The organism is Rhizobacter sp. J219, assembly GCF_024700055.1.
Lineage (GTDB): Bacteria > Pseudomonadota > Gammaproteobacteria > Burkholderiales > Burkholderiaceae_C > Rhizobacter.
Genome location: NZ_JAJOND010000001.1, coordinates 1,175,924 through 1,198,939, shown reverse-complemented (window position 1 = coordinate 1,198,939; position 23,016 = coordinate 1,175,924). Strand labels below are relative to the sequence as shown.

Below are 23,016 nucleotides of genomic sequence, written 5' to 3'. Positions count from 1 at the left end.
CATCTCAAGGTCTGCGGGATTCGCACCAACATCCCGGCGTTCGCACGGCAGGAGTGGAGGGTGACGGCGTTGAGTGCAAATCCCGCACCAGAGTTCAACCGCCCAGCAGCGGCTGGATGAAAGCGAACCAGCCTCCGACGACGTAGACCGCCAGGCTGAACAGGTACACGCGCCATGAGGTGCGACGAGTGCGCAGGCAGGCGTCACGCAGGGCCGGGTCGGTGGGGCAGGGGGCGAGGCGGTTGCGCCACTGGAGCCAGCCGCTGGCCGCCAGCGCCACGCCGGCGAACACGAAGAGTTCGGCCTTGTGCTCGCTCAGCCACACCACCTGCGGAAACACCGACACCAGCGACGACAGCGCGGCCCCCGCGCCGAGCGCCACCAGCAGCGCCGGCAGCGCGCAGCAGACGAGCGTGCCCGAGCTGGCAAAGAGGCTCAGCAGCGAGGCCCAGAGGCCGGCGCGCGTCTCGACGACGCCATCGCTGCTCACTTCCTGGCCTTGCCGCCGGCCTTGATGTCGGCCACCGACTGCTCCACCGTTTCGAGCTTGGTGACGTCGTAGCCCGCATCGGTGATCTCGGCGGTGATGACCTTGAGGTCGAGCGTCTGGCCTTCCTTGGCTTCGACGGCGACGATCTTCTGCTTGAGATCGACATGCACCGCCTGGGCGGCCGGCAGCTTGGACAGGCGCTTCTCGATGCCTTGGGCGCAGAAGGCGCACACCATGCCGTTGACGGAGGCCTTGACGGAGGTGACGGCGAAGGCGGCGCTACCGGTGGCGGCGAGGGCGAGCGCGAGGAAAAGTCTGGCAATTCGGTTCATGGTGAGGTTCCTTCAGAAGGTGTACATGAGGTTGGCGCGAGCCTGCTGCTCGGTATTGACGCCGAACTCGACGAAATAGCGTTTGTGGATGAGGCGCAGCATGGGCGTGATCTCGGTCTTGTCGGACAGGCCTCGCATGCGCCGCGCTTCGACGATGACCCAGGGCTGCACCTCGTCGTAGTCGGTTTCGTAGAACGAGAAGCCGGCGCGCACGGAGCCGAAGTCGTGGTTGATGGATTCGGCGCGGTAGAGCCGGGCGGTGGCGGCGACGAAGATGCGGGTGGTCTCGTAGTCGACCTGCAGGCCCGGCGCCCAGGCAAAGCGGCTGCCGGCGAAGTCGTTGCCGCGTATCGCGCCGGCGCCGGCGAAGAGCCACACGTTGGCCTGCGCATGCTCGAGGTTCCAGCGCTTCGCGAGCAGGGTGTAGTTGATCTCGGCGAGGGTGCGCGAACGGGCCTTGTCGTCCGAGCGCATGTAGATGCCGCCGACACCGAACGCATCTCGCGCGGTGACGGCGTGGTTGACCCACGACTCGCGCCAGTTGGCGCTGATGTCGGCCATCAGCATGGTGCTGTCCTTGAAACCCATCGGCGCGGCAAAGGCGCTCGTGGCCATCGTGCCGGCCGCAAGGCAGGCGGCCAGCGGCTTCATCTTCTTCATCGGATCTCCAGCGGTGGCTTGTGCGAGCCACGGTTCAGGTCGGCGCAGCGAACTGCGGACGGACTTGTGGCGTGGAGTTCAGGAAATGGGCGGCTCGACAGCCGGCGCGAGCGAGGCGCTGTGGAAGGCCGCGCGCGGCGCGAACGGCTGTTCGTGGACGGCAGCATTTGCCGTCTGCAGGCTGATGCTGGCCGGCTCGGCCATCGGGACGCACAGGCCGCACGCGGTGCAGTTCTGTGCGGAGTCGCCGGTGTGCATGGGGCAGTCGGCAGGCATGGCCTGGGCAGGTGCTGCCTGGCTCGCCTCGTACAGCGTCGCGTTGATGCTGACCTCGACCACGACGAGTTCGCCCGCCAGCCCACGCAAGGGGATCAGGGCGATCATCAACAGGAGCAGCCAGCGACGCATGCCGCGATGCTACTGCAGCGGCCCAGGCTACGTGGGTCAGGGGACAAGCCGCTGCCGGAAGAAGTCGAGGATCTCGTCACGCGCCTGCAGCGTAGGCTGCCCGGCCTCGTCGATCAGGTGCGCCGTGACCACGCTGTGCGGGTGCGCCACGAACTGGCGGAAGAAGGGCGCGGTGTCGGGGTTGGCGGCGCTGTCAGGCAGCACGCGCGCCACGAAGCGCGGGCCGAGCGCCGCCCGGTAGGCGGCGAAACGCTCGGCGCGGCAGTACGGGTCGCCCTCGAAGCGGTAGGCGAGCACGCTCAGGTCTTCGCGGTCGAGGCGCTCGCGCACCGCGGCGAGATCGGCCGGCGAGATCTCCACTCCGGCCGGGTCCTTGAGCGGCAGCGTGGGCTGCGACAGCACCGGGGCCAGCACCGAGCGCTCCAGCATCATGGTGAGCGCGAAGTTGCCGGTGAAGCACATGCCGATCGCGCCCACCCCTGGGCCACCGCATTCCGAATGCGCCTGCTTCGCGAGCGCACGCAGCCACTGCGTGACCGGGCTCGACTCATTGGCGGCGAGCGCTCGGAATTCCGCGCTGACGCAGGCCCGCTTGAAGATGGCCGCACCTTCTTCGGCCTGCGGCACGGCGCCGTCGCGCCCGAAGAGCGAGGGCATGTAGACGGTGAAGCCGGCATCGCGCACCCAGCGGGCGAAGCGCGCGACCTGCGGGCTGATGCCGGGCATCTCGGTCATCACGACCACCCCCGGGCCACAGCCGGCGGTGTAGACGGTCTTGGTGATGCCGTCGAAACCGAGGTGGCGGCGGTCGAAGTCGTCGAGCGGGTCGTCCTGGTCGAGGGGTCGGGGCATGTCGCGTTCCTTTCGGGTGTGGCGACGATTCGACCCTGCCACGCCCGAGGCGGCCACTGTCGCAGCCGACAACTTCCTGGCCGAAACAGACAGCGCCGTGACGCTCAGCCCTCGGCAGGCACCTCGTCGATCACGAGCACATGCTGCCCAGCGCGCACCGGCGAGCCCGGCTGCACCCGCAGCTCGCGCACCACGCCGTCGCAGGGCGAGGGCAGGAGAATTTCCATCTTCATCGACTCCAGCACCGCGAGCACCTGGCCGGCGACCACCTTCTCGCCCACGCCCACCTGCAGTTGCCAGAGGTTGCCGGCGATGAAACTCTCGACGCCTTGTTGCCCCGGCAGCAGCGGCGCGTGTTCGTCGTCGGCTGCGGCCGTGTCCTGGCTCTCGAAATGCGCCTGGCCCGAGGCGATCCAACGCTCGCGCTCGGCGTGGAAGCCGCTCTGCTGGCGCGCCCGGAAGGCCGCGATGCCCTCGGCCTCACGCGCCAGAAACGCCTGGTAGGCGGCGAGGTCGAGCTCGGTGGTCTCGATGCGCAGCGGGTAGCGGCCGAGCGGGAAGTCGCGGCGGATGCGCAGCAGCTCCTCGGCCGACACCGGGTAGAAGCGGATCTGGTCGAAGAAGCGCAGCAGCCAGGGTTTGCCGCCGAAGGCCCCGTCGTGGCGGTAGCGGTTCCACATCTGCAGCGTGCGGCCGACGAACTGGTAGCCGCCCGGGCCTTCCATGCCGTAGACGCACAGGTAGGCGCCGCCGATGCCCACCGAGTTCTCGGCCGTCCAGGTTCGCGCCGGGTTGTACTTGGTGGTGACGAGCCGGTGCCGTGGGTCGAGTGGCGTGGCGACCGGTGCGCCGAGGTAGACATCACCCAGGCCCATCACCAGGTAGCTCGCCTCGAAGACAGTGCGTTGCACGGCATCGAGGTCGGGCAGGTCGTTGATGCGACGGATGAACTCGAGGTTGCTCGGACACCAGGGGGCATCCTTGCGCACCGTGGTCATGTACTTCTGGATCGCGAGCTGGCAGGCCGGGTCGTCCCACGACAGCGGCAGGTGCACGACGCGCGAGGGCAGCGTGAGGTTGCCGGCGTTGCACACGCCCTCCCAGCAGCCGGCCACGGTGGCGAGCAGTTGCGCGAGCGGCAGTTGCTCGGGGCGGTAGTGGACCTGCAGCGAGCGGATGCCCGGGGTGAGGTCGATCACGCCCTCCAGTGCGGCGCGCTCCAGCGTCTGCATCAGCGCGTGGGCGCGGAAGCGCAGCACCAGGTCGAGCTCGGGGGGCGCCGATCTCGATCAGCAGGTGGGTGTCTCCGGACAGGCGGGCCACCAGGCGGCGGTCGGCCTCGCCGATGTCGAGCACGATCGGTGACGACAAGGGGGTCGGCGACCAGGCCACGGGCACCGGGGCCAGCGTCTCGATCTCCTCGCGCCGTGCCTGCGCGAGCTGCCGCGCCGTCGTCATGTCGACCGGCACGAAGCGCACGCGGTCACCGGCCTTGAGCTGGCCTAGGTGCCACAGGTCGGCTTCGATCACGGTGACTGGGCACACGAAGCCGCCGAGGCTCGGACCGTCGGGGCCGAGGATCACCGGCATGTCGCCGGTGAAGTCGACCGCACCCACCGCGTAGGGGTTGTCGTGGATGTTCGACGGGTGCAGGCCGGCCTCGCCGCCGCTGTCGCGCGCCCACTCGGGTTTCGGGCCGATCAGGCGCACGCCGGTGCGGCTGGAGTTGAAGTGCACCTCCCACTCGGCGGCGAAGAAGGTGTCGATGTAGGCCGGGGTGAAGTACTCGGGCGCACCGTGGGGGCCGTAGAGCACGCGCAGTTCGCGCACCTCCCCGAGCGTGGTGCGCAAGGCGGCGGGCAGGCTGCTGCCGACGAGTGTGTCATTGGTCAGTGAACTGAGGTGAAGCACATCGCCCGCTCGCAGGGCGCGCCCGACGTGGCCGCCGAACTGGCCGAGGGTGAAGGTGCTCTTGGAGCCGAGGTAGTCGGGCACCTGGATGCCGCCGCGTAATGCGAGGTAGCTGCGCGCGCCGGCCTGCAGGGTGCTGCCCAGGCGAAGCGTGGCGCCGGGGGCAATGGCGAACACCGTGTCCATCGGAACCGAGGTGCCATCGAGCGAGACCGCCATCGCGGCACCGGTCACCACCGCCATCGCGGCGGTGTTGAAGCGCAGCGTGGGCCCGTTCATCGTGATCTCGAGCGCGGCCGCGTCGGGCGCATTGCCGAGCAGGCGGTTGCCCAGCCGCAGCGCGCGGTCGTCCATCGGGCCCGAGGGGGGCACGCCCACCGCCCAGTGGCCCAGGCGGCCCGGCCAGTCCTGCACCGTGGTCTGTGTGCCGCCGGCGAGCACCTCGACCGTGTCAGCGCGGTAGGCCAGGCCTTCGAGGCAACGCGTCCACGGCTCGCCGCTCGCGAACGGTGTGTCGGCGAGGATCTGCCGCAGGTAGCTGCGGTTGGTTTCCACGCCGTAGAGGCGGGTGTCGGCGAGGGCGGCGTCGAGCTTCGCGCGGGCTTCGTTGCGCGTGGGCGACCAGGCGATCAGCTTGGCGATCATCGGGTCGAAGAAGGGCGGGATCTCGCAGCCGGGCTCGACCCAGGTGTCGATGCGCAGCGCACGCCCGTCGGCCGCGGGGAAGGCGACCTCGGTCAGCGTGCCCGGCGAAGGCTGGAAGTTGCGCCCCGGGTCTTCGGCGTACAGCCGCGCCTGGATCGCATGCCCGCGCGGCGAGAGCTTCTGCGCCAGCTCGGCCAGCGGTGGCAGGTCGCCCGCGGCCAGCTCGACCATCCAGCGCACCAGGTCCACCCCCCACACCTGCTCGGTCACGCCATGCTCGACCTGCAGCCGCGTGTTGACCTCCAGGAAATAGAAGCGTGACGCCTCGCTGTCGTAGACGAACTCCACCGTGCCCGCGCTGCGATAGCTCACCGCCTTGCCGAGCGTGATCGCCGCGGCACACAGCTGCTCGGCCATGCCGGCGGGGAGGTTGGGCGCGGGTGTTTCTTCCAGCACCTTCTGGTTGCGCCGCTGCACCGAGCAGTCGCGCACCCCGAGGGCGATCACCTCGCCGCGGCCGTCGCCGAAGATCTGCACTTCGAGGTGGCGTGCGCGCGGGATGTACTTCTCGATGAAGACACCCGAGTCGCTGAAGTTGCTCTGGCCGAGGTGCCGCACGGCCTCGAAGGCGTCCGACAGCTCCCGCGCATCGCGGCACACGCGCATGCCGATGCCGCCCCCGCCGGCGGTGCTCTTGAGCATCACCGGGTAGCCCACCTGTTCCGCCGCCGCCAGTGCCGCGGCCACGTCGTCCAGCAGCTCGGTGCCTTCGAGCAGGGGCACGCCTTGCTGCTTGGCGATGGCACGTGCCGTGTGCTTCAAGCCGAACACGCGCAGCTGCTCGGGCGTGGGCCCGACGAAGACGATGCCGGCGGCTGCGCACGCTTCGGCAAAGGCCGCGTTCTCGGAGAGAAAGCCATAGCCCGGGTGGATGGCCTGCGCGCCGCTCTCGCGTGCGGCGGCGAGGATCTTCTCGACCACGAGGTAGGTCTGCGCCGCCGGCCCGTCGCCGAGGCTCAGCGCCTGATCGGCCTGCGCGATGTGCAGGCTGGCCGCATCGGCCTCGGAGAACACCGCAACCCCCTGCACGCCCAGCGTGCGCAAGGTGCGCAGGATGCGGCATGCAATCGCGCCGCGGTTGGCAATGAGCAGCTTGTCGAACATTCGAGCGTCCTTCGATGAGGTGCGGGCCGTCCCGCAATGAAGGCTTCGCGCCGCGGTCGTCCGCGGCGGGTGTCGTGGGGGAACGGCGGTTCAGCGCTTGCGCGTGGTGCTGTAGAGCCCGGCTCGCGTCTTCATGAAGCCGAACAGCGCGGCCAGCAGCCGCCGAGACAAGCTCTTCAGTTCCATACCAGCACCTCCGCGGGGGTGGGGTTCCAGCCGTTGCAGGGGTTGTTGAGCTGCGGGCAGTTGGAGATGAGCACGATCACGTCCTGCTCGGCGCGCAGTTCGACGTACTTGCCAGGGGCGGAGATGCCGTCTTCGAAGGTGAGGCCGCCTTCGGGCGTGACCGGCACGTTCATGAAGAAGTTGATGTTGGCGCCGATGTCGCGCTTGTTGAGCCGCCCGTCGTGCAGGCAGGCGCAGAGGAAGTTGTCGCGGCAGCTGTGCATGTAGCGCTTGCCGAGCGCATAGCGCACGGTGTTGCTCTCTTGCGCGCAGGCGCCACCGAGCGTGTCGTGGCGGCCGCAGGTGTCGGCGGTGATGGTGAGCAGCGGGTGGCCGAGGTTGGAATACAGCACCGTGCCGGTCGTGAGGTAGACCTTGTTCTGGCGCCGCATCGTGCGCTGCGGGTCGTAGCGCTCGCGCGGGTTGGCGGCGCTGTAGAAGAGGGTGTCGACGGCCTGGTTGCCTTCGAGGTCGAGCAGGCGCAGGGTCTGCCCGGTTTTCACCTCGAAGAGATAGGGCTCGCCGGCCGGGATGACGTGGCGGAAGACGGCGTTGTCCGCGCGCCGGTCGCTGGCGGTCAGCATCTGCATGCGGTTCTCCTTCTCAGAGGTAGAAGCGTTCGGTGTTGTGGAAGGCGCGCTCGTTCTCGGGCCGCGAGTGGCGGCAGGCCGTGCTCACGCCGTCGCTGTGCGCCTGGCCCCAGCGCAGTTGCACCGGGCGCGGCTCGTAGCGCGGGTTCGGGTCCATCGGGTGCTGCAAGGCGGTGAGCACGACCAGCGTGTCCATCGGCGCGTAGAGCCGACGTGGTCACCGGGCTTCGAGTGGCCCGGCACGAAATGGAAGCAGCCTTCGTCGTCGACCGTGACCTTGCTGAAGAGGTTGACCACCATCAGCAGGTCCTGCAGGTAAAGGTTCCACTTGCCCATCTCGACCAGCAGGTTGTCGACGCCGTTGCGGAAGAAGCCGTTGCGCAGCTCCTGGTAGCGGCCGGTCCCGTATTTCTCGCGCACCTCGTCGGCGTTGAGCACGCCGCCGAAGGGGTCGTGCCAGCCGCAGCTGTCGGCGGTGATGGCGGCCAACACACGCCCCATGTCGGAGTAGAGGCAATGGCCGGCGGTGAGCTTCGCGGTGTGCTGGCCCTTCAGCGTGTCGGGCAGGTTGAGCCGCTCGCTCGGCTGGTGGGCGTTGAGCAGCATGAGGCTCACGTTCGCGCCGCCCTCCACGTCCACGAGGCGCAGCAGCTGCCCGCGCTTCAGGATGAACGAGGTGTGGCCGCCGCCGGGGACGGTCTCTTCGTACAGCGTGGCCTGCAAGGCCAGGGTGTCAGTGCTCATGTGGGCTCCTGCGTGAGAACCCGCGCCGGCAGCGACGAGAGCGCGGCGTCGGCCAGGCGGCGGTCTTGGTTGAGACGGATGTCGTAGGTGATGCGCGCACCGTAGGCCTGCGGTGCCTGCGGGTCGACGCGGAGCTTGTCGAACACGAGCAGGCGCGTGCCGAGGTTGAAGCCTTCCGAGAGGTCGTGCGTGACCATGAAAACGGTCAGCCTGGTCTCGCGCCACAGCTCCAGCAGCAGCGTGTGCATGTCCTTGCGGATGCCGGGGTCGAGCGCACCGAAGGGCTCGTCGAGCAGCAGGATGCTCGGGCGCAGGATCAGCGCCTGCGCGATCGCGAGACGCTGCTGCATGCCGCCGGAGAGCTGGCTCGGATACTGGTGCAGCGCGTGACCGAGGCCCACGCGATCGAGGAGGCGTGCGGCCTCGTCGCGGGCCGCCTGCTTGCGCCGCCCCCACAGTCGCCCAAGCAGCGGCGACTGCGGAAGCTCCAGGCCGATGGCGACGTTGTCGAGCACGCTCAGGTGCGGCAGCACCGAGTAGCGCTGGAAGACCACGCCGCGGCTCGCATCCGGTTCGTCGCGCAGCGCTTGGCCGCGCAGCAGCAGCTGCCCCTTGCTCGGCCGCTCCTGCCCCAGCAGCAAGCGCAGGAAGGTCGACTTGCCGCAGCCCGAGGCGCCCACCAGCGTGCAGAACTCGCCTTCGTCGACCGTCAGGTTCAAGTGCTCCAGCACGACGTGCGAGCCGTAGCGCTGCCAGACGTTGCGCACTTCCAGATACGGCGCCGCGCTCATGGCTTGTCTCCCACCGACCACGGGAAGCACCACTGGTTGAGGCGGCGCAGACCGTAGTCCATCAGCCAGGCGAGCAGCGTGATCCACACCACGTAGGGCAGGATCACGTCCATCGCCATGTAGCGACGCACGAGGAAGATGCGGTAGCCGAGGCCCGCGGTGGCTGAGATGGCCTCCGCGCAGATGAGGAACAGCCACGCCGATCCGAGCATGAGCCGCAGCGACACTAGCAAGCGTGAGGTGAGCTGGGGCAGGACGACGCGCAACACCAGCGTCCAGCTGTTGGCGCCCAGCGTCTGCGCCTTCACCAGCACCTCGCGCGGGATCTCGCGAGCCCGCTGCTCCAGGTCTCGCGCCAGGATGGGTGTGACGCCGATGACGATCAGCATCACCTTCGACAACTCCTCCAGCCCGAACACGATGAAGAGGATGGGCAGGATGGCCACCGGCGGCACCATCGACAGCAGCGCGAGCATCGGCGACAGCGGCGCGCGCAGCAGCGGGAAGGCGCCGGCCGCGATGCCCAGGCACAGGCCGGCGAGTGCCGAGATGCTTAAGCCCAGGCCCAGCCGCACGAGGCTGGCCGCGGTGTCCGTCCACAGCAGGATCTCGCCGGTGCGCTCGTCTTCGGTGAAGGCCATGCGGTCGATGGCCTCGGCCATCTGCGTGGCGCTGGGCAGCAGCTTGTCGTCCGGGTTGTCGGCCAGGCGCAAAGCCGAGCCGGTGGCATAGACGGTGACGAGCAGGATCAGCGGCAGCAGCATCAGCAGCCACCGCCCACCCGGCCCGGGATGGCGGTTGACGAAGCGCATCGTCACGCGCTCAGAGCTTGCCGTCGGCCGCGAGGCGCAGGTAGGTGTCGTCGAAGCGCAGCTTGGTGTTCTTCGCGTTGCCGTTGACCGCGCCGCCCGGGAAGGCCACGCCGATCGCATCGGCACTCTTCGCCCCTTCGCCGAGCAGCTTCTTGTCGAAGGAGAACTTCGACACGCGCTTCATCGTGTCGGCGAGCTTCGGGCTGGTGACGAAGCTCACCGCGTCGGCCGGCGTGAACATCAGCGCGGTGGTCTTGAGCTGCGACTGGTAGTCGGCAAGCGTGGTACCCGAGGCCTTGGCCATGTGCGTGAGCGCGGGCGTGTTGCCGGCCTTCATCAACGCCATCACTTCGAACCACGCGCCGGTGAGTGCCTTGCCGAGCGCAGGGTTGTCCTTCAGCGTGGCGGTGTTGACGACCATCAGGTCGATGATCTCGCCCGGCACCTGGCTGGAGTCGAACACCTTCACCGCGCCGGGCGTGGCGGCGATGGTGGCGAGCTGCGGGTTCCAGGTGACGGCGGCCGTGACCTTGGGCGTGGCGAAGGCGCCGGTGATGTCGGCATCAGAAGTGTTGACGACCTTGATGTCACGCTCGCGCAGGCCCGCCTGGTCGAGCCCGCGTGCGAGCAGGTAGTGCGACACCGAGAACTGCACCAGGTGCACGTTCTGGCCCTTCAGGTCCTTGAGCGTCTTGCCCTTGCCCTTGAGCACGATGCCGTCGTTCCCGTTGGAGTAGCTGCCCGGGATCAGGGCCGTGCTGTCCACGCCGCCCGCGGCGGGGATGGTCAGCGCGTCCATGTTGGTCATGGTGCAGCCGTCGAACTGGCCCGCGGTGTACTGGTTGATCGACTCCACGTAATCGTTGAGCTGCGTGACCTTGATGTTGATGCCGTACTTCTTGGCCCACTTGTCGACGATGCCCTGCGTGCCGGCGTATTCCCACGGCATCCATCCGGCGTAGATGGTCCAGCAGACATTGAACTGGGTCTTGGGCGCGGCGTGCGCGGAGGCGCCGCACAGGCTGGCAAGGCTGAGGGCGAGGGCGCCCACGAGTTGACGCGAGAACATGACGACGGCACTCCAATAGAGTTGGACACAAAGGGTGGGAGCAGCGTCACACCGCAATGGGGTGTGGCTCTCCCGGGCTTTTGTCCCGCCGTGTAACCTCGATGAGGTCGCCAGCTCTCGGACCAGACATCCGCGCTTTCCGTGTGGATCGCGCCGATCGGAACCCTAGCCAGCCATTTCTGGAACTGCAGCATGACGCTGCTCCCGAGGCAAAGCTACGCAACAGGTGTGCCAGGGTTGCAGGTGCAAAAGTTGGCTCCGGCACCTGAAATCGCCCACGAATGGGGCGGCGCCAGACCCTCCATGCCACGTTTCGGTGCGAACCGACGGCGTCGATGGGCGCTGTCCAGAAGGGGCGAACCCTGGTGTGCACCCCTCGGGCTGCATGCAAACTAGCGCCCTTCCGTTTCCTTCACGATGCCACTCCGATGAAAGCAACCCTGCGCACGCAAGCCCCGGCCGTCTTTTCTCAACGCTCCATTCCCCTTCTGGCGCTCGCGGCGGCAGCCGCTCTCGCGGCCCAACCGGCCGCCGCGGCCGACAAGGTCAAGGTCGGCCTGATGAGCACGCTCTCGGGTGCCGGTTCCGGGTTGGGGCTGGACATCCGCGACGGCTTCCAGCTGGCAGTGAAGCACGCGGGCGGCAAGCTGGGCGGCCTGCCGGCCGAAGTGATCGTCGCCGACGACCAGATGAGTCCCGACGCCGCCAAGCAGACGGCCGATCGCCTCCTCAAGCGCGACAAGGTCGATTTCATGACCGGCATCGTGTTCTCGAACATCATGCTGGCGGTGGCGCCGCCGGTGTTCCAGTCGCGCACCTTCTACATCAGCGCCAACGCCGGCCCCTCTCAGCTCGCGGGCGCGCAGTGCAACCCGTATTTCTTCAGCGCCTCGTACCAGAACGACAACATGCACGAGGCAGTGGGCAAGACGGTGCAGGCGCGTGGCGTGAAGAAGATCGCGCTGCTGGCGCCCAACTACCCGGCGGGCAAGGACGCGCTGGCCGGCTTCAAGCGTTTCTACAAGGGCGAGATCGCGCTCGAGACCTACACCCCGCTCAACCAGCTCGACTACGGTGCCGAGCTGTCGCAGATCCGCGCCTCAGGGGCGGATGCGGTGTTCATCTTCCTGCCCGGAGGCCTGGGCATCAACTTCATCAAGCAGTTCACGAGCACCGGACTCAACAAGGAAATGAAGCTCTTCGCGCCGGGCTTCTCGGCCGACGAGGACGTGATCCGCGCGGTGGGCGAGCCGATGGTGGGCATCCTCAACAGCTCGCAATGGGCGCACGACATGGACAACGCGGCCAACAAGCGATTCGTCGCCGACTTCCAGAAGGAATACGGCCGCCTGCCCACGCTCTATGCCGCGCAAGGCTACGACGCGGCCCGCCTGATCGACGGTGCGGTGAAGACGGTCGGCGGCAAGCTGGAAGACAAGGCCGCGCTGCGCCGCGCGCTTGAGGCGGCGAAGTTCGAGTCGGTGCGCGGCGAGTTCAAGTTCAACACCAACCACTTCCCGGTGCAAGACTACTACCTGCGCGAAGTGGTGAAGGATGCCCAGGGGCGCGTCACCAACAAGACCGTGGGCAAGGTGTTCGACAACCACGCCGATGCCTACGCCGGCGACTGCAAGATGCCCGCTGAGACACCGTGACCGGCATCCTGCTGCTGGAGCAGGCCCTGAACGGCCTGCAGTTCGGCCTGATGCTGTTCCTGCTGGCGGCCGGGCTCACGCTCGTGTTCGGCATCATGGACATGATCAACCTGGCGCACGGCTCGCTGTACATGGTCGGCGCCTATCTCGTCGCCACCATCGCCGCGGCTTCCGGATCGTTCTGGATCGGGCTCGCGGGCGGGGTGGCGGCCACGGCCTTGATCGGCGTGCTGCTCGAACTCACGGTGCTGCGCCGCCTGTACCAGCGCGACCACCTCTCGCAGGTGCTCGGCACCTTCGCCATCCTCTTGATGGCCAACGAAGCCGTGCGCATGGTCTGGGGCTCGCAGCCGGTGCCGATGGCGATGCCGGCGGCACTCTCGGGCCCGGTGGAGCTGCTGCCCGGCTTCAGTTACCCGGCGTACCGGCTCTTCATCATCGGCGTGGGCCTCGCGGTCGCGCTGCTGCTGTACCTGCTGGTCACGCACACGCGCGTGGGCATGCGGGTGAGGGCAGGCGCGTCGAACCGGGAGATGGCGCAGGCGATGGGCACCAACGTGCGGCTGCTCTTCACGGCGCTCTTCGCCGTGGGTGCGGCGCTGTGCGCAGTGGCCGGCGGCATGCTCGGCCCGCTGCTGGCGGTGCAGGTGGGCATGGGTGAGAGCATCCTGATCCTCGCCTTCGTCGTCATCGTGATCGGCGGCATCGGGTCCATCCGCGGGGCGCTGCTCGGCGCGCTGCTGGTGGGGCTGGTCGACACGGCGGGCCGCACGCTGGTGCCGGTGCTCTTCGGCCAGTTGCTCGGGCCGGCCGCGGCCGCCACCGCCGGCCCGGCCGTGGCCTCGATCCTCATCTACGTGCTGATGGCCGGCGTGCTGTTCTGGAAGCCGCGTGGCCTCTTCCCTTCCCACGGCTGACATGAGTGCTTCCCCCCAGAACCCGCAGACGAGCCCGCTGGACCATCGCCTCGACCTGCGCATCGCGATTCCGCTGCTGATCCTGCTGGCCGCGCTTCCCCCGTGCTCAACGCGATGAACGAAGGCTTCTACATCGGCGTGGCGAGCCGCATCCTGATCTTTGCGCTGGCGGCCACGAGCCTCAACCTCATCCTCGGCTTCGGCGGCATGGTGAGCTTCGGCCATGCGGCCTTCGTCGGCATGGGGGCCTACACCGTGGGCATCCTGATGCAGGGCGGCGTGATCTCGGCCTGGGTCGCGTGGCCGGCGGCCTTCGTGGTGGGTGGGCTGTTTGCGTTCGTCATCGGCCTCGTGAGCCTGCGCACACAGGGCGTGTACTTCATCATGATCACGCTGGCCTTCGCGCAGATGCTCTTCTACCTGATGGTGTCGCTCAAGACCTGGGGCGGCGACGACGGCCTGTCGCTGGCCTCGCGGTCGCGCGTGGGCCTCGGGCTCGACCTCGCTCACGACGCGCAGTTCTATTACGTCGTGCTCGGTGTCTGCGTGCTGGCCTTCGTCGCCATCGCGCGCCTGCTCAACGCGCGCTTCGGCCATGTGCTGCAAGGCATCCGCGAGAACGAGACTCGCATGGAAGCGCTCGGCTTCGCCGTCTTCCGCTACAAGCTGATCGCCTTCACGCTCGCCGGCGCCATCGCCGGATTGGCCGGGGCGCTGCTGGCCAATCAAGGCAACTTCGTGAGCCCGGCGCTGATGCAGTGGAGCCAGTCCGGCATGCTAATGGTGATGGTGATCCTCGGCGGCGTGGGCTACCTCTATGGTGGCCTGGTGGGGGCGGCGGTGTTCCTGCTGCTGGAAGAAGTGCTGGTGGGCTACACCATCCACTGGCAATTCGGGCTCGGCGCGGTGCTGCTGGCGGTGGTGCTGCTGGCGCCCAACGGGCTTACGAGCCTGCTGCGGCGAAGGGCGGCTGGATGAGCGCGCGGGTCGAGCGCCGGGCTGCCCCAAGCCGGCACGCGATCCCCTCGGGGGATCGTTCGCCGTATTCGGCGAACGAGGGGTGGACATGACCGACCTGCTGCGCACCGAACAGCTCGTCAAACGCTTCGGCGGCCTCGTGGCCACCGACCACGCGAACCTCGTGGTGCGTGCGGGCGAGCTGCATGCACTCATCGGCCCCAACGGCGCGGGCAAGACGACGCTGATCCACCAGCTCTCGGGAGCGCTTGCGCCCAGCGCTGGCCACATCCACTTCGATGGCCACGACATCACCGCCGTGGCCATGCACGACCGCGTACACCGAGGCCTCGTGCGTTCGTACCAGATCACGAGCGTGTTCAGGCGCCTCTCCGTGCTCGACAACCTGGCGTTGGCGGTGCAGTCGCGAGACGGCAGCAGCCTGCGCTTCTGGCGGCCGGCGCGCGCCGAGCGCGCACGTTACGAGGCGGCGGCCGGCGTGGCCGAGCGCGTGGGCCTGGGCGCGCAACTCGATCGCGTGGCCGGGGCGCTGTCGCACGGCGAACAACGCCAGCTCGAAGTGGGCCTCGCACTCGCCCTCGACCCAAAGCTCCTGCTGCTCGACGAGCCGATGGCCGGCATGGGCCCGGAAGAATCCGAGCGCATGGTCGCGCTGCTGCAGAGCCTGCGCGGCCAGGTGACCATGCTGCTGGTCGAGCACGACATGGACGCCGTCTTTCGCCTGGCCGATCGCATCTCGACGCTCGTCTTCGGCAGGATCATCGCCACCGGCAGCGCCGACGAGATCCGCGCCCACCCCGAGGTCAAGCGAGCCTACCTCGGCGACGATGCGGAGGAAACGCTGTGATCGAGCCGCTGTTGGAAGTCGTGGGCCTGGAGACCGCCTACGGCAGCAGCCAGGTGCTCTTCGGCATCGACCTCAGCATCCGCCAGGGCGAGGTGGCCACGCTGCTCGGCCGCAACGGCATGGGCAAGACGACGACCGTGCGTTCGCTGCTCGGGCTCACCCGCGCGAGGGCGGGGCAGGTGCGCTTCCGAGGCGAGCGCATCGAAGCGCTCTCGCCCGACCGCATCGCCCGCATGGGCCTCGCGGTCGTGCCCGAAGGGCGGCAGATCTTTCCGAACCTGTCGGTGAAGGAAAACCTGCTCGCCTTCGCCGCGCACCGCAACGCAAGCGAAACGCCGTGGACGCTCGATCGTGTGGTGGCACTCTTTCCTGCGCTGGCCGATCGATTCGGCCACATGGGCAACCAGCTGTCGGGTGGCGAGCAGCAGATGCTCGCCATCGGCCGCGCGCTGATGACCAACCCGCACCTCTTGATCCTCGACGAAGCCACCGAAGGCCTCGCGCCGCGCATCCGTGAAGAGATCTGGCGCTGCCTGGCCCAGCTGCGCGCCCAGGGCCAGACCATCCTCGTGATCGACAAATACGTGCAGCGCCTGGTGAAGCTGGCCGACCGCCACACCCTCATCGAGCGTGGCCAGGTGGTGTGGCAGGGCGGCTCGGCGGCGTTGGCGGCCGATCCCTCGCTCTGGCACCGCTACATCGGCGTGTGACGGTCGAGCCCGGGAGGGCATCAGCGGGGCTAATGGGTGGTCGCGCAATTGCAATGTGACAGCGGCGAGGTGGCGCTCCACAATTTTTTCATCGCCACCACCGCAAAGGATTCCTCCATGACACACATGCGCACCTGGGCCATTGCCTGCTGTCTCGTCGGGCTGCCGCTGACGCTTGCCGCGCAGACCGAAGCCACGCTCGACAAGGTCAAGCGCAACGGCTCGATCTCGGTGGCATACCGGGAGTCCTCCATCCCGTTTTCATACCTTGGCGGCGATGCCAAGCCCACCGGCTTCGGCTGGGAGATCTGCAGCAAGATCGTGGACCGCGTGCGCGCATCGACCGGGCGCGACCTCAAGGTCGTCACGCAGGCCGTCACGTCGCAGAACCGCATCCCGCTGCTGCAGAACGGCACGATCGACATCGAGTGCGGCTCGACCACCAACAACAGCGACCGAGCCCGGCAGGTGGCGTTCGCGGTCAACTATTTCTACACCGGCACGCGGCTGCTGGTGAAGGCCGCATCCCCGGTCAAGTCGATCACCGACCTGAAGGGCAAGACGGTGGTGTCGACGGTCGGCACCACCAATTTCCAGGTGCTGCGCAAGGTCAACGCCGAGCGCAACATCGGCTTCGAGCTGCTCGGCGCGAAGGACCACGCCGAGTCGGCGCTCATGGTGCAGCAGGGCCGGGCCGAGGCTTTCGGCATGGACGACATTCTTCTCTACGGCCTGCGCGCCAGCTCGCAGAACCCGGCTGAGCTGGCCGTGGTGGGCGATGCGCTTCAGGTCGAGCCCTACGCCATCATGATCCGCAAGGACGACCCGGCCTTCAAGAAGCTGGTCGACGACACGCTGGCCGCGCTGATGCAGAGCGGCGAGTTCGAAGCGCTCTACAAGAAGTGGTTCCAGTCGCCCATCCCGCCCAAGGGCATCAACCTCAATGCGCCGATGAGCCAGGAGTTGCGGGACAACCTCAAGGCGCTGTCCGACAAGCCGGCAACGTGACCAACGTGCCATGTGTGGCGGTCCGCGCGCCGGCCCAGGCCGGCCGCATGGTGGGTGACGGCCCGGCGGTGCCGGGCATCGTGGGGGTGCTCGGAGGCATGGGCCCGCTGGCGACCATCGACTTCATGCGCAAGATGATCGAGGCCACGCCGGCCAGCGCCGACCAGGACCACGTGCCGGTGCTCGTGAAGCTTCGATCCCGCAGGTGCCCGACCGCACCCTCGCGTTTCGCGGCGAAGGTGAATCGCCGCTGGCGGCGATGGTCGCGAGCGCACGGCGGCTGGTGGCCGCAGGCGCGGGCCTGCTGGTGGTGCCGTGCAACACCGCCCACCTGTGGTTCGACGAGATCCACGACGCGGTGGGCCTGCCGATGCTGCACATCGTCGACGCGGCCATCGAAGCCGCGGTCGACGCGGGTGGGGCGTCGGGTCGCATCGGCCTGCTGGCGACCGACGCGACGCTCGCCTCAGGGTTGTATGTGAACCGTGCGCCCTTGCACGGCACGGTGCGCTGGCTGTTGCCGACGGCGGGCGAAATGCTCGACCTCGTGATGCCCGGCGTGGCGGCGGTCAAGGCCGGCCAGCTTCAGGACGGCGAGGCGCTGTTGTCGAAGGCGGCTGCCGCGCTGGCCCGTCGAGGCGCCGGCTCGATCGTGCTCGGCTGCACCGAGATCCCGGTGGTGCTGCGCTCGGCCGACGCGCCGGTGCCCCTGATCGATGCGACCGCAGTGCTGGCGCGCCGGGCGGTGGCTTGGTCGCTGGCACAGCGCCGCGATCGCAATTCGTGAAGGCGCGCCGATGACCAGCGCCTCGGCGAAGCCGCAGCGACACGTCTGCGTGATCGGGGCCGGTGTCGTGGGTTGCGCGAGCGCCTATGCGCTGGCCCGCCGCGGCTGGCGGGTCACGCTGGTGGACGCACAGCCCGATTGCGGCGCCGGTGCCAGCTTTGCCAACGGGGCACAACTCAGCTACTGCTATGTGGAGCCGCTCGCCACGCCGGCCGCGTTGCGCGCCTTGCCCGGCTGGCTCGCACGCCGCGACGGCCCGGTGCGCTGGCACCCACGGCTGGAGTGGGCCCATTGGCGGTGGCTCGCCGCCTTCATGCTCGCCTGCCGGGGCGCCGAGGTCCAGCGCACGACGCAGGCCCTGCTCGCGCTGTCGTTCCTGAGCCGCGACACCCTGCACCAGTGGCTGGGCGAGTTGCCTCGCCTCGCGGCTGCGGCGCGGCATGCCGTGCCGGGCAAGCTGGTGGTCTACCGGCACGCCGCGGCACGGCCGGCCGTCGAGCGGCAGCTCCGGTCGCAGCGAGGAGCCGGCTGCGAGCAGCAGATCGTGGGCCCCCGCGAGTGCGTCGACCTTGAGCCTGCGATCGAGCGGGCCTTGGCGCAACAGCTCGCCTTCGGCGTCTGGACGCCCAGCGAAGAGGTGATCGACGCGGCGGCGCTCGCGCGCGGGCTGGCGCATGCGAGCGGCGCCACGCTGCGGCTCTGCACTCGCGTGCAGGGTGTCCAAAGCCGAGGCGACCTCATCGAGGCGCTGCTCACGGACAACGGCAACATCGAGGCCGATGCGTTCGTCGTCGCGGCGGGGGCCGGCAGCGTCGCGCTGTTGCGCCCGCTGGGCCTTTGCCTGCCGATCGAGCCGATCAAAGGCTACAGCGTCACGCTGCCGATCGTTCAATCGGCGGCTGCGCCGAGGGCGAGCGTCACCGACCACGGCCGCAAGATCGTCTATGCCAGGCTCGGAAACGAGCTGCGCGTCGCAGGCTACGCCGAGCTCGCTGGCGCGCAGACGCGGTTGGACGACGCGCGCATCGCAGCGCTGTGCCATGCCGCGGCCACGTCCTTCCCCGGCGCGTGCGAGGTGTCCGAACCGCGGGGCTGGGCCGGCCTGCGGCCCGCGACCCCCGGGGGCCGGCCACTGATCGGCGCCACGGCCTGGTCGAACCTGTGGCTCAACACAGGCCATGGCGGGCTCGGTCTCACGCTGGCGGCCGGCAGCGCATTGCTGCTCCAGGAGGCGATGTCGGGCGAACCGAGCCGCATCGACCCGGCGCCGTATGCCCCGGGCCGCTAGCCCGCTGCCACGATGCCCTTGAAAGACTCGATGAAATCGGTCGCCGGCTTGGAGGATTGGCCACCCTGAGGAATCAGCGCCTGGATGCTGACCGGCACCTCGGGCAGCACGGTGCGCACCTCCAGGGTGTCGCTGGTCGTCGCGGCCGCGGTGAACGAGTCGATGATGGCCGGGCCGAAGCCCTGTTCCGCGAGCACCATGGCGATGTGGTGCGTCTGCACCGTGATGCCGTCGCCGGTGGCGATGTCCTGGCGGGCGCAAAGCTCGGCCAGCATCGCGCCGATTGGGTCGTGCTCGTTGATGCGGATGCAGCCCGCGCGCATCACCTCAGCCAGGTCGACCGTGCTGCGGCGCGCCGCCACGCGCTGGCGCGCGTTCGTCTCGGGCGCTTCCGACACGCACACCAGCCTTCCCGTCGCGATGGGCACCGTCTGCACCGACGGGTGCTGCGTGGTGCCGTAGACGATGCCGACGTCGCCCTCTCGCAGCGCGATGGCCTCGGTGATGTCGTGCGAGTGCAGGGTCCTGATCGATACCGGAAGGCTCGGGTACAGCAGACGGAAACGCTTGAGCGCGTCGGGCAGGGCACGCACCGCCAGCGACGGCACGACCAGCAGGCGAAGCTCGGCCTTCACGCCGGCATGCAGCGCCTTGGCGAGCCGGCGCACCGATTCGAGCTGCGTCACGAGCTTGAGCACCTCGGGGTAGAGCGCCTGCGCTTCGGCGGTGGGCGTCAACCGGTTGCGCTGCCGCGTGAAGAGCGCATAGCCCAGCTGCAGCTCGGCGTGCTGCAGCGTCTGTGTGATGGCCGGCTGCGTGACGTGCAGCAAGCGGGCCGCGCCGCTCACCGAGCCGCTGACCATGATCGCGTTGAAGACCTCGACGTGTTTGAGCTTCATGCAGGGGCGATGCGTGACGGGGGAACCGGAGCGACGCGCGATTGTGGGACGTGGCGGTTCGTCCGAGGGATCGGATGTTCGGCCGCAACCATAAGGCGAACTGATGGTCGAGCCGTTTTCGAAGGGGCGGAACTTTCCCGAGCCCGCCCCCTCAGAGAAAATACTGATGAGTTCACAAAAAGACCACACGGTTGACTACGTGAACTTTGAAGTTCACATTCCGCCGCCTCAGCAGTCAAGAGTGCTCCGGTTTTGACCCCGGCTTCCTCGTCCTCCCGTCCTCAATCAAGGAGAGAAACATGATCCATTGGCTCAAGACAGTGTTGGCCGCCTGCGCCATGACAGGCTTTCTTGCCGCCTGCGGCGGTGGTGACGACGACCCGCCGCCTGCGCCCACCATCGCCGCGCTCGCTCAGCAACAGAACCTCACGGCCCTGCTCGCCGCCGCCAACAAGGCGGGCCTGTCGGCCACGCTCGCCAACACCAGCGTCAGCCTGACGGTGTTCGCACCGACGAATGCCGCCTTCAACACCCTGGCCACGCAACTCGGGTTTGCCGACGCCACCGCCATGGTCACGGCGCTGTCGCCGACGGCACTGGCGAACATCCTCAACTACCACGTGCTGCCCACGCGGCAGACCGCGGCCCAGCTGAGCACTGGCGCCGCCACGCGGGCCACGGCCTACACCTTCGATGGCAGCCCGGCCACGCTGGCGGTGTCGACCACCGGCGGTGTGAGGCTGACCGATGCGGTGCTCACGCAGGCCACCGTCACCACCGCCGACGTGGCGGCGAGCAACGGCATCGTGCACGTCGTGAACAAGGTGCTCGTGCCGCCAGGCGTGCTCAACGTGGTCCAGATGGCGCAGGCCAACCCCGACTTCTCGACGCTCGTGGACGCGGTGGTCGACGCCAACCTCGCCACCACGCTGAGCGGGGCAGGGCCGTTCACCGTCTTCGCACCGACCAACCAGGCCTTCGCCGACATCGCCTCCACCGTCGCCGGTCTCACGCCCACGCAGCTGAGCACGGTGCTCACCTACCACGTGCTGGGTTCGCAGGTGCTTTCCACGCAGATCCCGTTCGGCACCCCGGTCGCCACCGTCTCGGGCCAGTCGATCACGATCCAGAACACCCCGCTGCGCATCGTCGACACCACCGCCACGCCGGCACCGATCGCGGCCACCGACATCCGCGCCAGCAACGGCGTGATCCACGTGATCAGCAAGGTGCTGATCCCGACGCTGTGAGTGCTCGTCACTTTCCCTTTCCCCCTCGACACAAGGAGTCATCCATGAAGAAGCTGCTCGTTCTCACCGCCCTGGCCGCCGCCGCACTGTCTGCGCAAGCCAAGGACATCGTCGACACCGCCGTGGCCAACGGCAATTTCAAGACGCTTGCCACCGCGCTGCAGGCGGCCGGCCTGGTCGACACGCTCAAGGGCCCGGGCCCGTTCACCGTGTTCGCCCCCACCGATGCGGCCTTCGCCAAGGTGCCGAAGGCCGACCTCGACGCCTTGCTGAAGGACAAGGCCAAGCTGACCGCCGTGCTCACCTACCACGTGGTACCGGGCAAGGTGATGGCCAAGGACGTGAAGGCCGGCAAGGTGAAGACGGTGCAGGGCTCCGAGGCTCACCGTCGCCACGGCCAGCGGCGTGATGGTCGACAACGCCAAGGTGACCGCGACCGACATCGCGGCCGACAACGGCGTGATCCACGTGATCGACACCGTGGTCATGCCGAAGTGAGGCTGTTGAATTGACGAACCTGGCCGCCGTCAGGCGGCCAGCAGTTCGCCCATCCGCTTGATCCCGGCAGCGCGTGCATCGCGCAGGCGCTGCTGGAGTTCGGCCCAGCGCATGTCGCCCTCGCTGGCCGCCTGGCGACCGGCCTGCTCGAAGAGCCCCATGAAAGCGTCGAGCCGCGAGCGGCGCAGCCATTCCTGCAGCGCCGGCCGCTGCGACCAGCGCCATTGGTTGGCAGCGCTGTCCACGTGCATGCGCAGCCAGTCGAGCGGCACTTCGGGCACGCGTACCGGGCGGCATAGCGCGTTCTTCTCCTCATCGCTCTCGAGGGTGGCCTCGATGTGCGCGATGAACGCTGCGCTGAACGACGGCGAACAGCGGCGCACGTACTGCGGCACGATGCGCTCGCCCTGGAATATCGGCTCTACCGGCGCATGCGGCAGGCCGGCGGCGCTGCAATGCACATGCACCCCCCCCGGCGAGGTGGCCAGCTCGCCTTGTGCGAAGACGATGCGGTCGCGTTCGATGGCCTGCACATGCCCGAGCCGCACCACGCGGCGGATGCGGCGCAGTTGCGCCAGCTCGGCTTCGCTGACGGTCGCGCAGCGGTACTTGGTGGGCTCGACCGCCGGGTCGATGCGCAGCAGCAGCCGACGTGCTTCGAGTGCGGCAAAGAGTTCCTGCAGCGAGGCAGCATCGCGCGCCAGCTCCAGCTCGGCGGTGATCGCCTCCAGCGTGGAGTGGGCGAAGGCGAGGGTGGGCTGGATGTCGGCACGGTTGAGCAGCCAGGCGTCGCGCGGGCGGATCCACGTGATGCAGTCGGGGTCGGTGCCTTGCTCCAGCAGCCACAGCGCGGTGTCGATCGAGGTCTTGCCGCCGCCCACGATCACATAGCTGCTGGCAGGCTCGGCCAACTGCGTGAGCTGGGTCGGCGTCACGCAGCGCACGCCTTCGGCCACCCGGAAGCGCGGGCCGTGCGTGGCCGGCACCTGGCTGTCGGCGCGCGCCGCATCCACCCATTTGCGGCGCGCCACGAGACGCGTGCGGCGTCCGCTGACGAGCGAAGTCGCCACCCCGTCGGCACCGATTTCATGCCGGCTCAGGTACGTGACACGGCCGCTGGGCAGCAGGCGCTGCTGCATCAGGCGGTCGAAGTAGGCGCAGATCTCCGCGCCGCTGGCCAGCTCGTTCAGGCCCTGGTTGAGGCCCACGCTGTCGACCACGCCCTCGCCGAGCGGCTGCGAGTTGACGCCATAGACCGCCGCGGCGCCGTGCAGGCGCACAAAGGGGTAGGCGTCGAGCCAGTGGCCGCCGGGCTTGGCGCGGCGATCGGCGATGACCATCGTCGCCGTGCTGTCGCTCAAGAGGGTGTCGGCAAACGCCAGTGCGGTGGTGCCGGCGCCGGTGATCACGTAGTCGGCTTCGAGTGTGGGGGTGGGTTCCATGTGAGGCTCCGTGGGTGGGTGTTGGGCACGGACTGTCCCGTCGG

Annotated in this window: 19 protein-coding genes, 4 pseudogenes and 1 riboswitch; of the genes and pseudogenes, 10 read left to right on the top strand and 13 right to left on the bottom strand. The window is 68.6% G+C overall.

The features are described 5' to 3' along the window. Nucleotides 1–94: 94 nt before the first annotated feature. The 11 genes and pseudogenes from LRS03_RS05510 to LRS03_RS05460 all read right to left on the bottom strand — a co-directional run bounded on the left by LRS03_RS05510 (nucleotide 95) and on the right by LRS03_RS05460 (nucleotide 10,693). Nucleotides 95–490, bottom strand: coding sequence for a hypothetical protein (locus LRS03_RS05510; RefSeq protein WP_257824391.1), 396 nt, complete (start codon nucleotides 488–490; stop codon nucleotides 95–97). Further along, entirely contained in the window at nucleotides 487–822 is a 336-nt protein-coding gene (locus LRS03_RS05505) for a heavy-metal-associated domain-containing protein (RefSeq protein WP_257824390.1), read from the bottom strand. The genes LRS03_RS05510 and LRS03_RS05505 overlap by 4 nt, the downstream gene beginning before the upstream one ends. A gap of 12 nt (nucleotides 823–834) precedes the next feature. Next, nucleotides 835–1,482, bottom strand: coding sequence for a hypothetical protein (locus tag LRS03_RS05500; RefSeq protein ID WP_257824389.1), 648 nt, complete (start codon nucleotides 1,480–1,482; stop codon nucleotides 835–837). Nucleotides 1,483–1,560: 78 nt separating this feature from the next. Then, a complete protein-coding gene (locus tag LRS03_RS05495) occupies nucleotides 1,561–1,890 on the bottom strand; it encodes a hypothetical protein (protein ID WP_257824388.1) in 330 nt (109 codons plus the stop codon). 36 nt (nucleotides 1,891–1,926) lie between these two features. Next, nucleotides 1,927–2,742: a dienelactone hydrolase family protein gene (locus tag LRS03_RS05490; protein WP_257824387.1), complete on the bottom strand. Its 816-nt coding sequence runs from the start codon at nucleotides 2,740–2,742 to the stop codon at nucleotides 1,927–1,929. Between the two features lie 104 nt (nucleotides 2,743–2,846). After that, nucleotides 2,847–6,462 (bottom strand): annotated as a pseudogene (gene uca, locus LRS03_RS05485) (urea carboxylase). Nucleotides 6,463–6,638: 176 nt separating this feature from the next. Then, complete coding sequence (locus LRS03_RS05480) at nucleotides 6,639–7,271, bottom strand: urea amidolyase associated protein UAAP2 (protein ID WP_257829432.1); 633 nt, start codon at nucleotides 7,269–7,271, stop codon at nucleotides 6,639–6,641. Between the two features lie 19 nt (nucleotides 7,272–7,290). Beyond that, nucleotides 7,291–8,021 (bottom strand): annotated as a pseudogene (locus tag LRS03_RS05475) (urea amidolyase associated protein UAAP1). Continuing rightward, nucleotides 8,018–8,812 (bottom strand): ABC transporter ATP-binding protein, encoded by a 795-nt coding sequence (locus LRS03_RS05470; RefSeq protein WP_257824386.1) that lies wholly within the window; start codon nucleotides 8,810–8,812, stop codon nucleotides 8,018–8,020. The pseudogene LRS03_RS05475 and the gene LRS03_RS05470 overlap by 4 nt, the downstream one beginning before the upstream one ends. Next, on the bottom strand, nucleotides 8,809–9,624 hold the full coding sequence (locus LRS03_RS05465; RefSeq protein ID WP_257824385.1) for an ABC transporter permease: 816 nt from the start codon (nucleotides 9,622–9,624) through the stop codon (nucleotides 8,809–8,811). The genes LRS03_RS05470 and LRS03_RS05465 overlap by 4 nt, the downstream gene beginning before the upstream one ends. A 10-nt stretch (nucleotides 9,625–9,634) precedes the next feature. Then, nucleotides 9,635–10,693 carry a putative urea ABC transporter substrate-binding protein gene (locus tag LRS03_RS05460; protein WP_257824384.1) on the bottom strand — a complete coding sequence of 353 codons (1,059 nt, stop codon included), beginning with the start codon at nucleotides 10,691–10,693 and terminating at the stop codon, nucleotides 9,635–9,637. 67 nt (nucleotides 10,694–10,760) lie between these two features. Further along, a riboswitch (guanidine-I (ykkC/yxkD leader) is annotated at nucleotides 10,761–10,873 on the bottom strand. Nucleotides 10,874–11,121: 248 nt separating this feature from the next. Between LRS03_RS05460 and LRS03_RS05455 the strand changes: the two genes are divergently transcribed. The 8 genes and pseudogenes from LRS03_RS05455 to LRS03_RS05420 all read left to right on the top strand — a co-directional run bounded on the left by LRS03_RS05455 (nucleotide 11,122) and on the right by LRS03_RS05420 (nucleotide 18,883). After that, entirely contained in the window at nucleotides 11,122–12,348 is a 1,227-nt protein-coding gene (locus LRS03_RS05455; RefSeq protein ID WP_257824383.1) for an ABC transporter substrate-binding protein, read from the top strand. Next, a complete protein-coding gene (locus tag LRS03_RS05450; RefSeq protein WP_257824382.1) occupies nucleotides 12,345–13,265 on the top strand; it encodes a branched-chain amino acid ABC transporter permease in 921 nt (306 codons plus the stop codon). Before LRS03_RS05455 ends, LRS03_RS05450 begins: the two co-directional genes overlap by 4 nt. 1 nt (nucleotide 13,266) lies before the next feature. Next, nucleotides 13,267–14,243: pseudogene (locus LRS03_RS05445) on the top strand (branched-chain amino acid ABC transporter permease). An 88-nt stretch (nucleotides 14,244–14,331) separates the two neighbouring features. Beyond that, a complete protein-coding gene (locus LRS03_RS05440) occupies nucleotides 14,332–15,090 on the top strand; it encodes an ABC transporter ATP-binding protein (protein WP_257824381.1) in 759 nt (252 codons plus the stop codon). Beyond that, nucleotides 15,090–15,800 carry an ABC transporter ATP-binding protein gene (locus LRS03_RS05435; RefSeq protein ID WP_257829430.1) on the top strand — a complete coding sequence of 237 codons (711 nt, stop codon included), beginning with the start codon at nucleotides 15,090–15,092 and terminating at the stop codon, nucleotides 15,798–15,800. Before LRS03_RS05440 ends, LRS03_RS05435 begins: the two co-directional genes overlap by 1 nt. Nucleotides 15,801–15,926: 126 nt before the next feature. Next, on the top strand, nucleotides 15,927–16,808 hold the full coding sequence (locus LRS03_RS05430) for an amino acid ABC transporter substrate-binding protein (protein WP_257829428.1): 882 nt from the start codon (nucleotides 15,927–15,929) through the stop codon (nucleotides 16,806–16,808). Between the two features lie 205 nt (nucleotides 16,809–17,013). Further along, complete coding sequence (locus tag LRS03_RS05425; RefSeq protein WP_257824380.1) at nucleotides 17,014–17,595, top strand: aspartate/glutamate racemase family protein; 582 nt, start codon at nucleotides 17,014–17,016, stop codon at nucleotides 17,593–17,595. Between the two features lie 10 nt (nucleotides 17,596–17,605). Further along, on the top strand, nucleotides 17,606–18,883 hold the full coding sequence (locus tag LRS03_RS05420; protein WP_257824379.1) for a D-amino acid dehydrogenase: 1,278 nt from the start codon (nucleotides 17,606–17,608) through the stop codon (nucleotides 18,881–18,883). On the opposite strand, the gene LRS03_RS05415 is transcribed toward LRS03_RS05420, so the two are convergent. Beyond that, nucleotides 18,880–19,782: a LysR family transcriptional regulator gene (locus LRS03_RS05415; protein WP_257824378.1), complete on the bottom strand. Its 903-nt coding sequence runs from the start codon at nucleotides 19,780–19,782 to the stop codon at nucleotides 18,880–18,882. The genes LRS03_RS05420 and LRS03_RS05415 overlap by 4 nt on opposite strands. A 299-nt stretch (nucleotides 19,783–20,081) precedes the next feature. Here LRS03_RS05415 and LRS03_RS05410 point away from each other — a divergent pair, with 299 nt between their 5' ends. Together LRS03_RS05410 and LRS03_RS05405 are read left to right on the top strand one after the other, a co-directional pair. Beyond that, nucleotides 20,082–21,032 carry a fasciclin domain-containing protein gene (locus LRS03_RS05410; RefSeq protein ID WP_257824374.1) on the top strand — a complete coding sequence of 317 codons (951 nt, stop codon included), beginning with the start codon at nucleotides 20,082–20,084 and terminating at the stop codon, nucleotides 21,030–21,032. 44 nt (nucleotides 21,033–21,076) lie between these two features. Continuing rightward, nucleotides 21,077–21,530 (top strand): annotated as a pseudogene (locus LRS03_RS05405) (fasciclin domain-containing protein). Between the two features lie 29 nt (nucleotides 21,531–21,559). On the opposite strand, the gene LRS03_RS05400 reads toward LRS03_RS05405, so the two are convergent. Beyond that, on the bottom strand, nucleotides 21,560–22,972 hold the full coding sequence (locus tag LRS03_RS05400) for a hypothetical protein (protein ID WP_257824372.1): 1,413 nt from the start codon (nucleotides 22,970–22,972) through the stop codon (nucleotides 21,560–21,562). Between the last annotated feature and the right edge of the window lie 44 nt (nucleotides 22,973–23,016).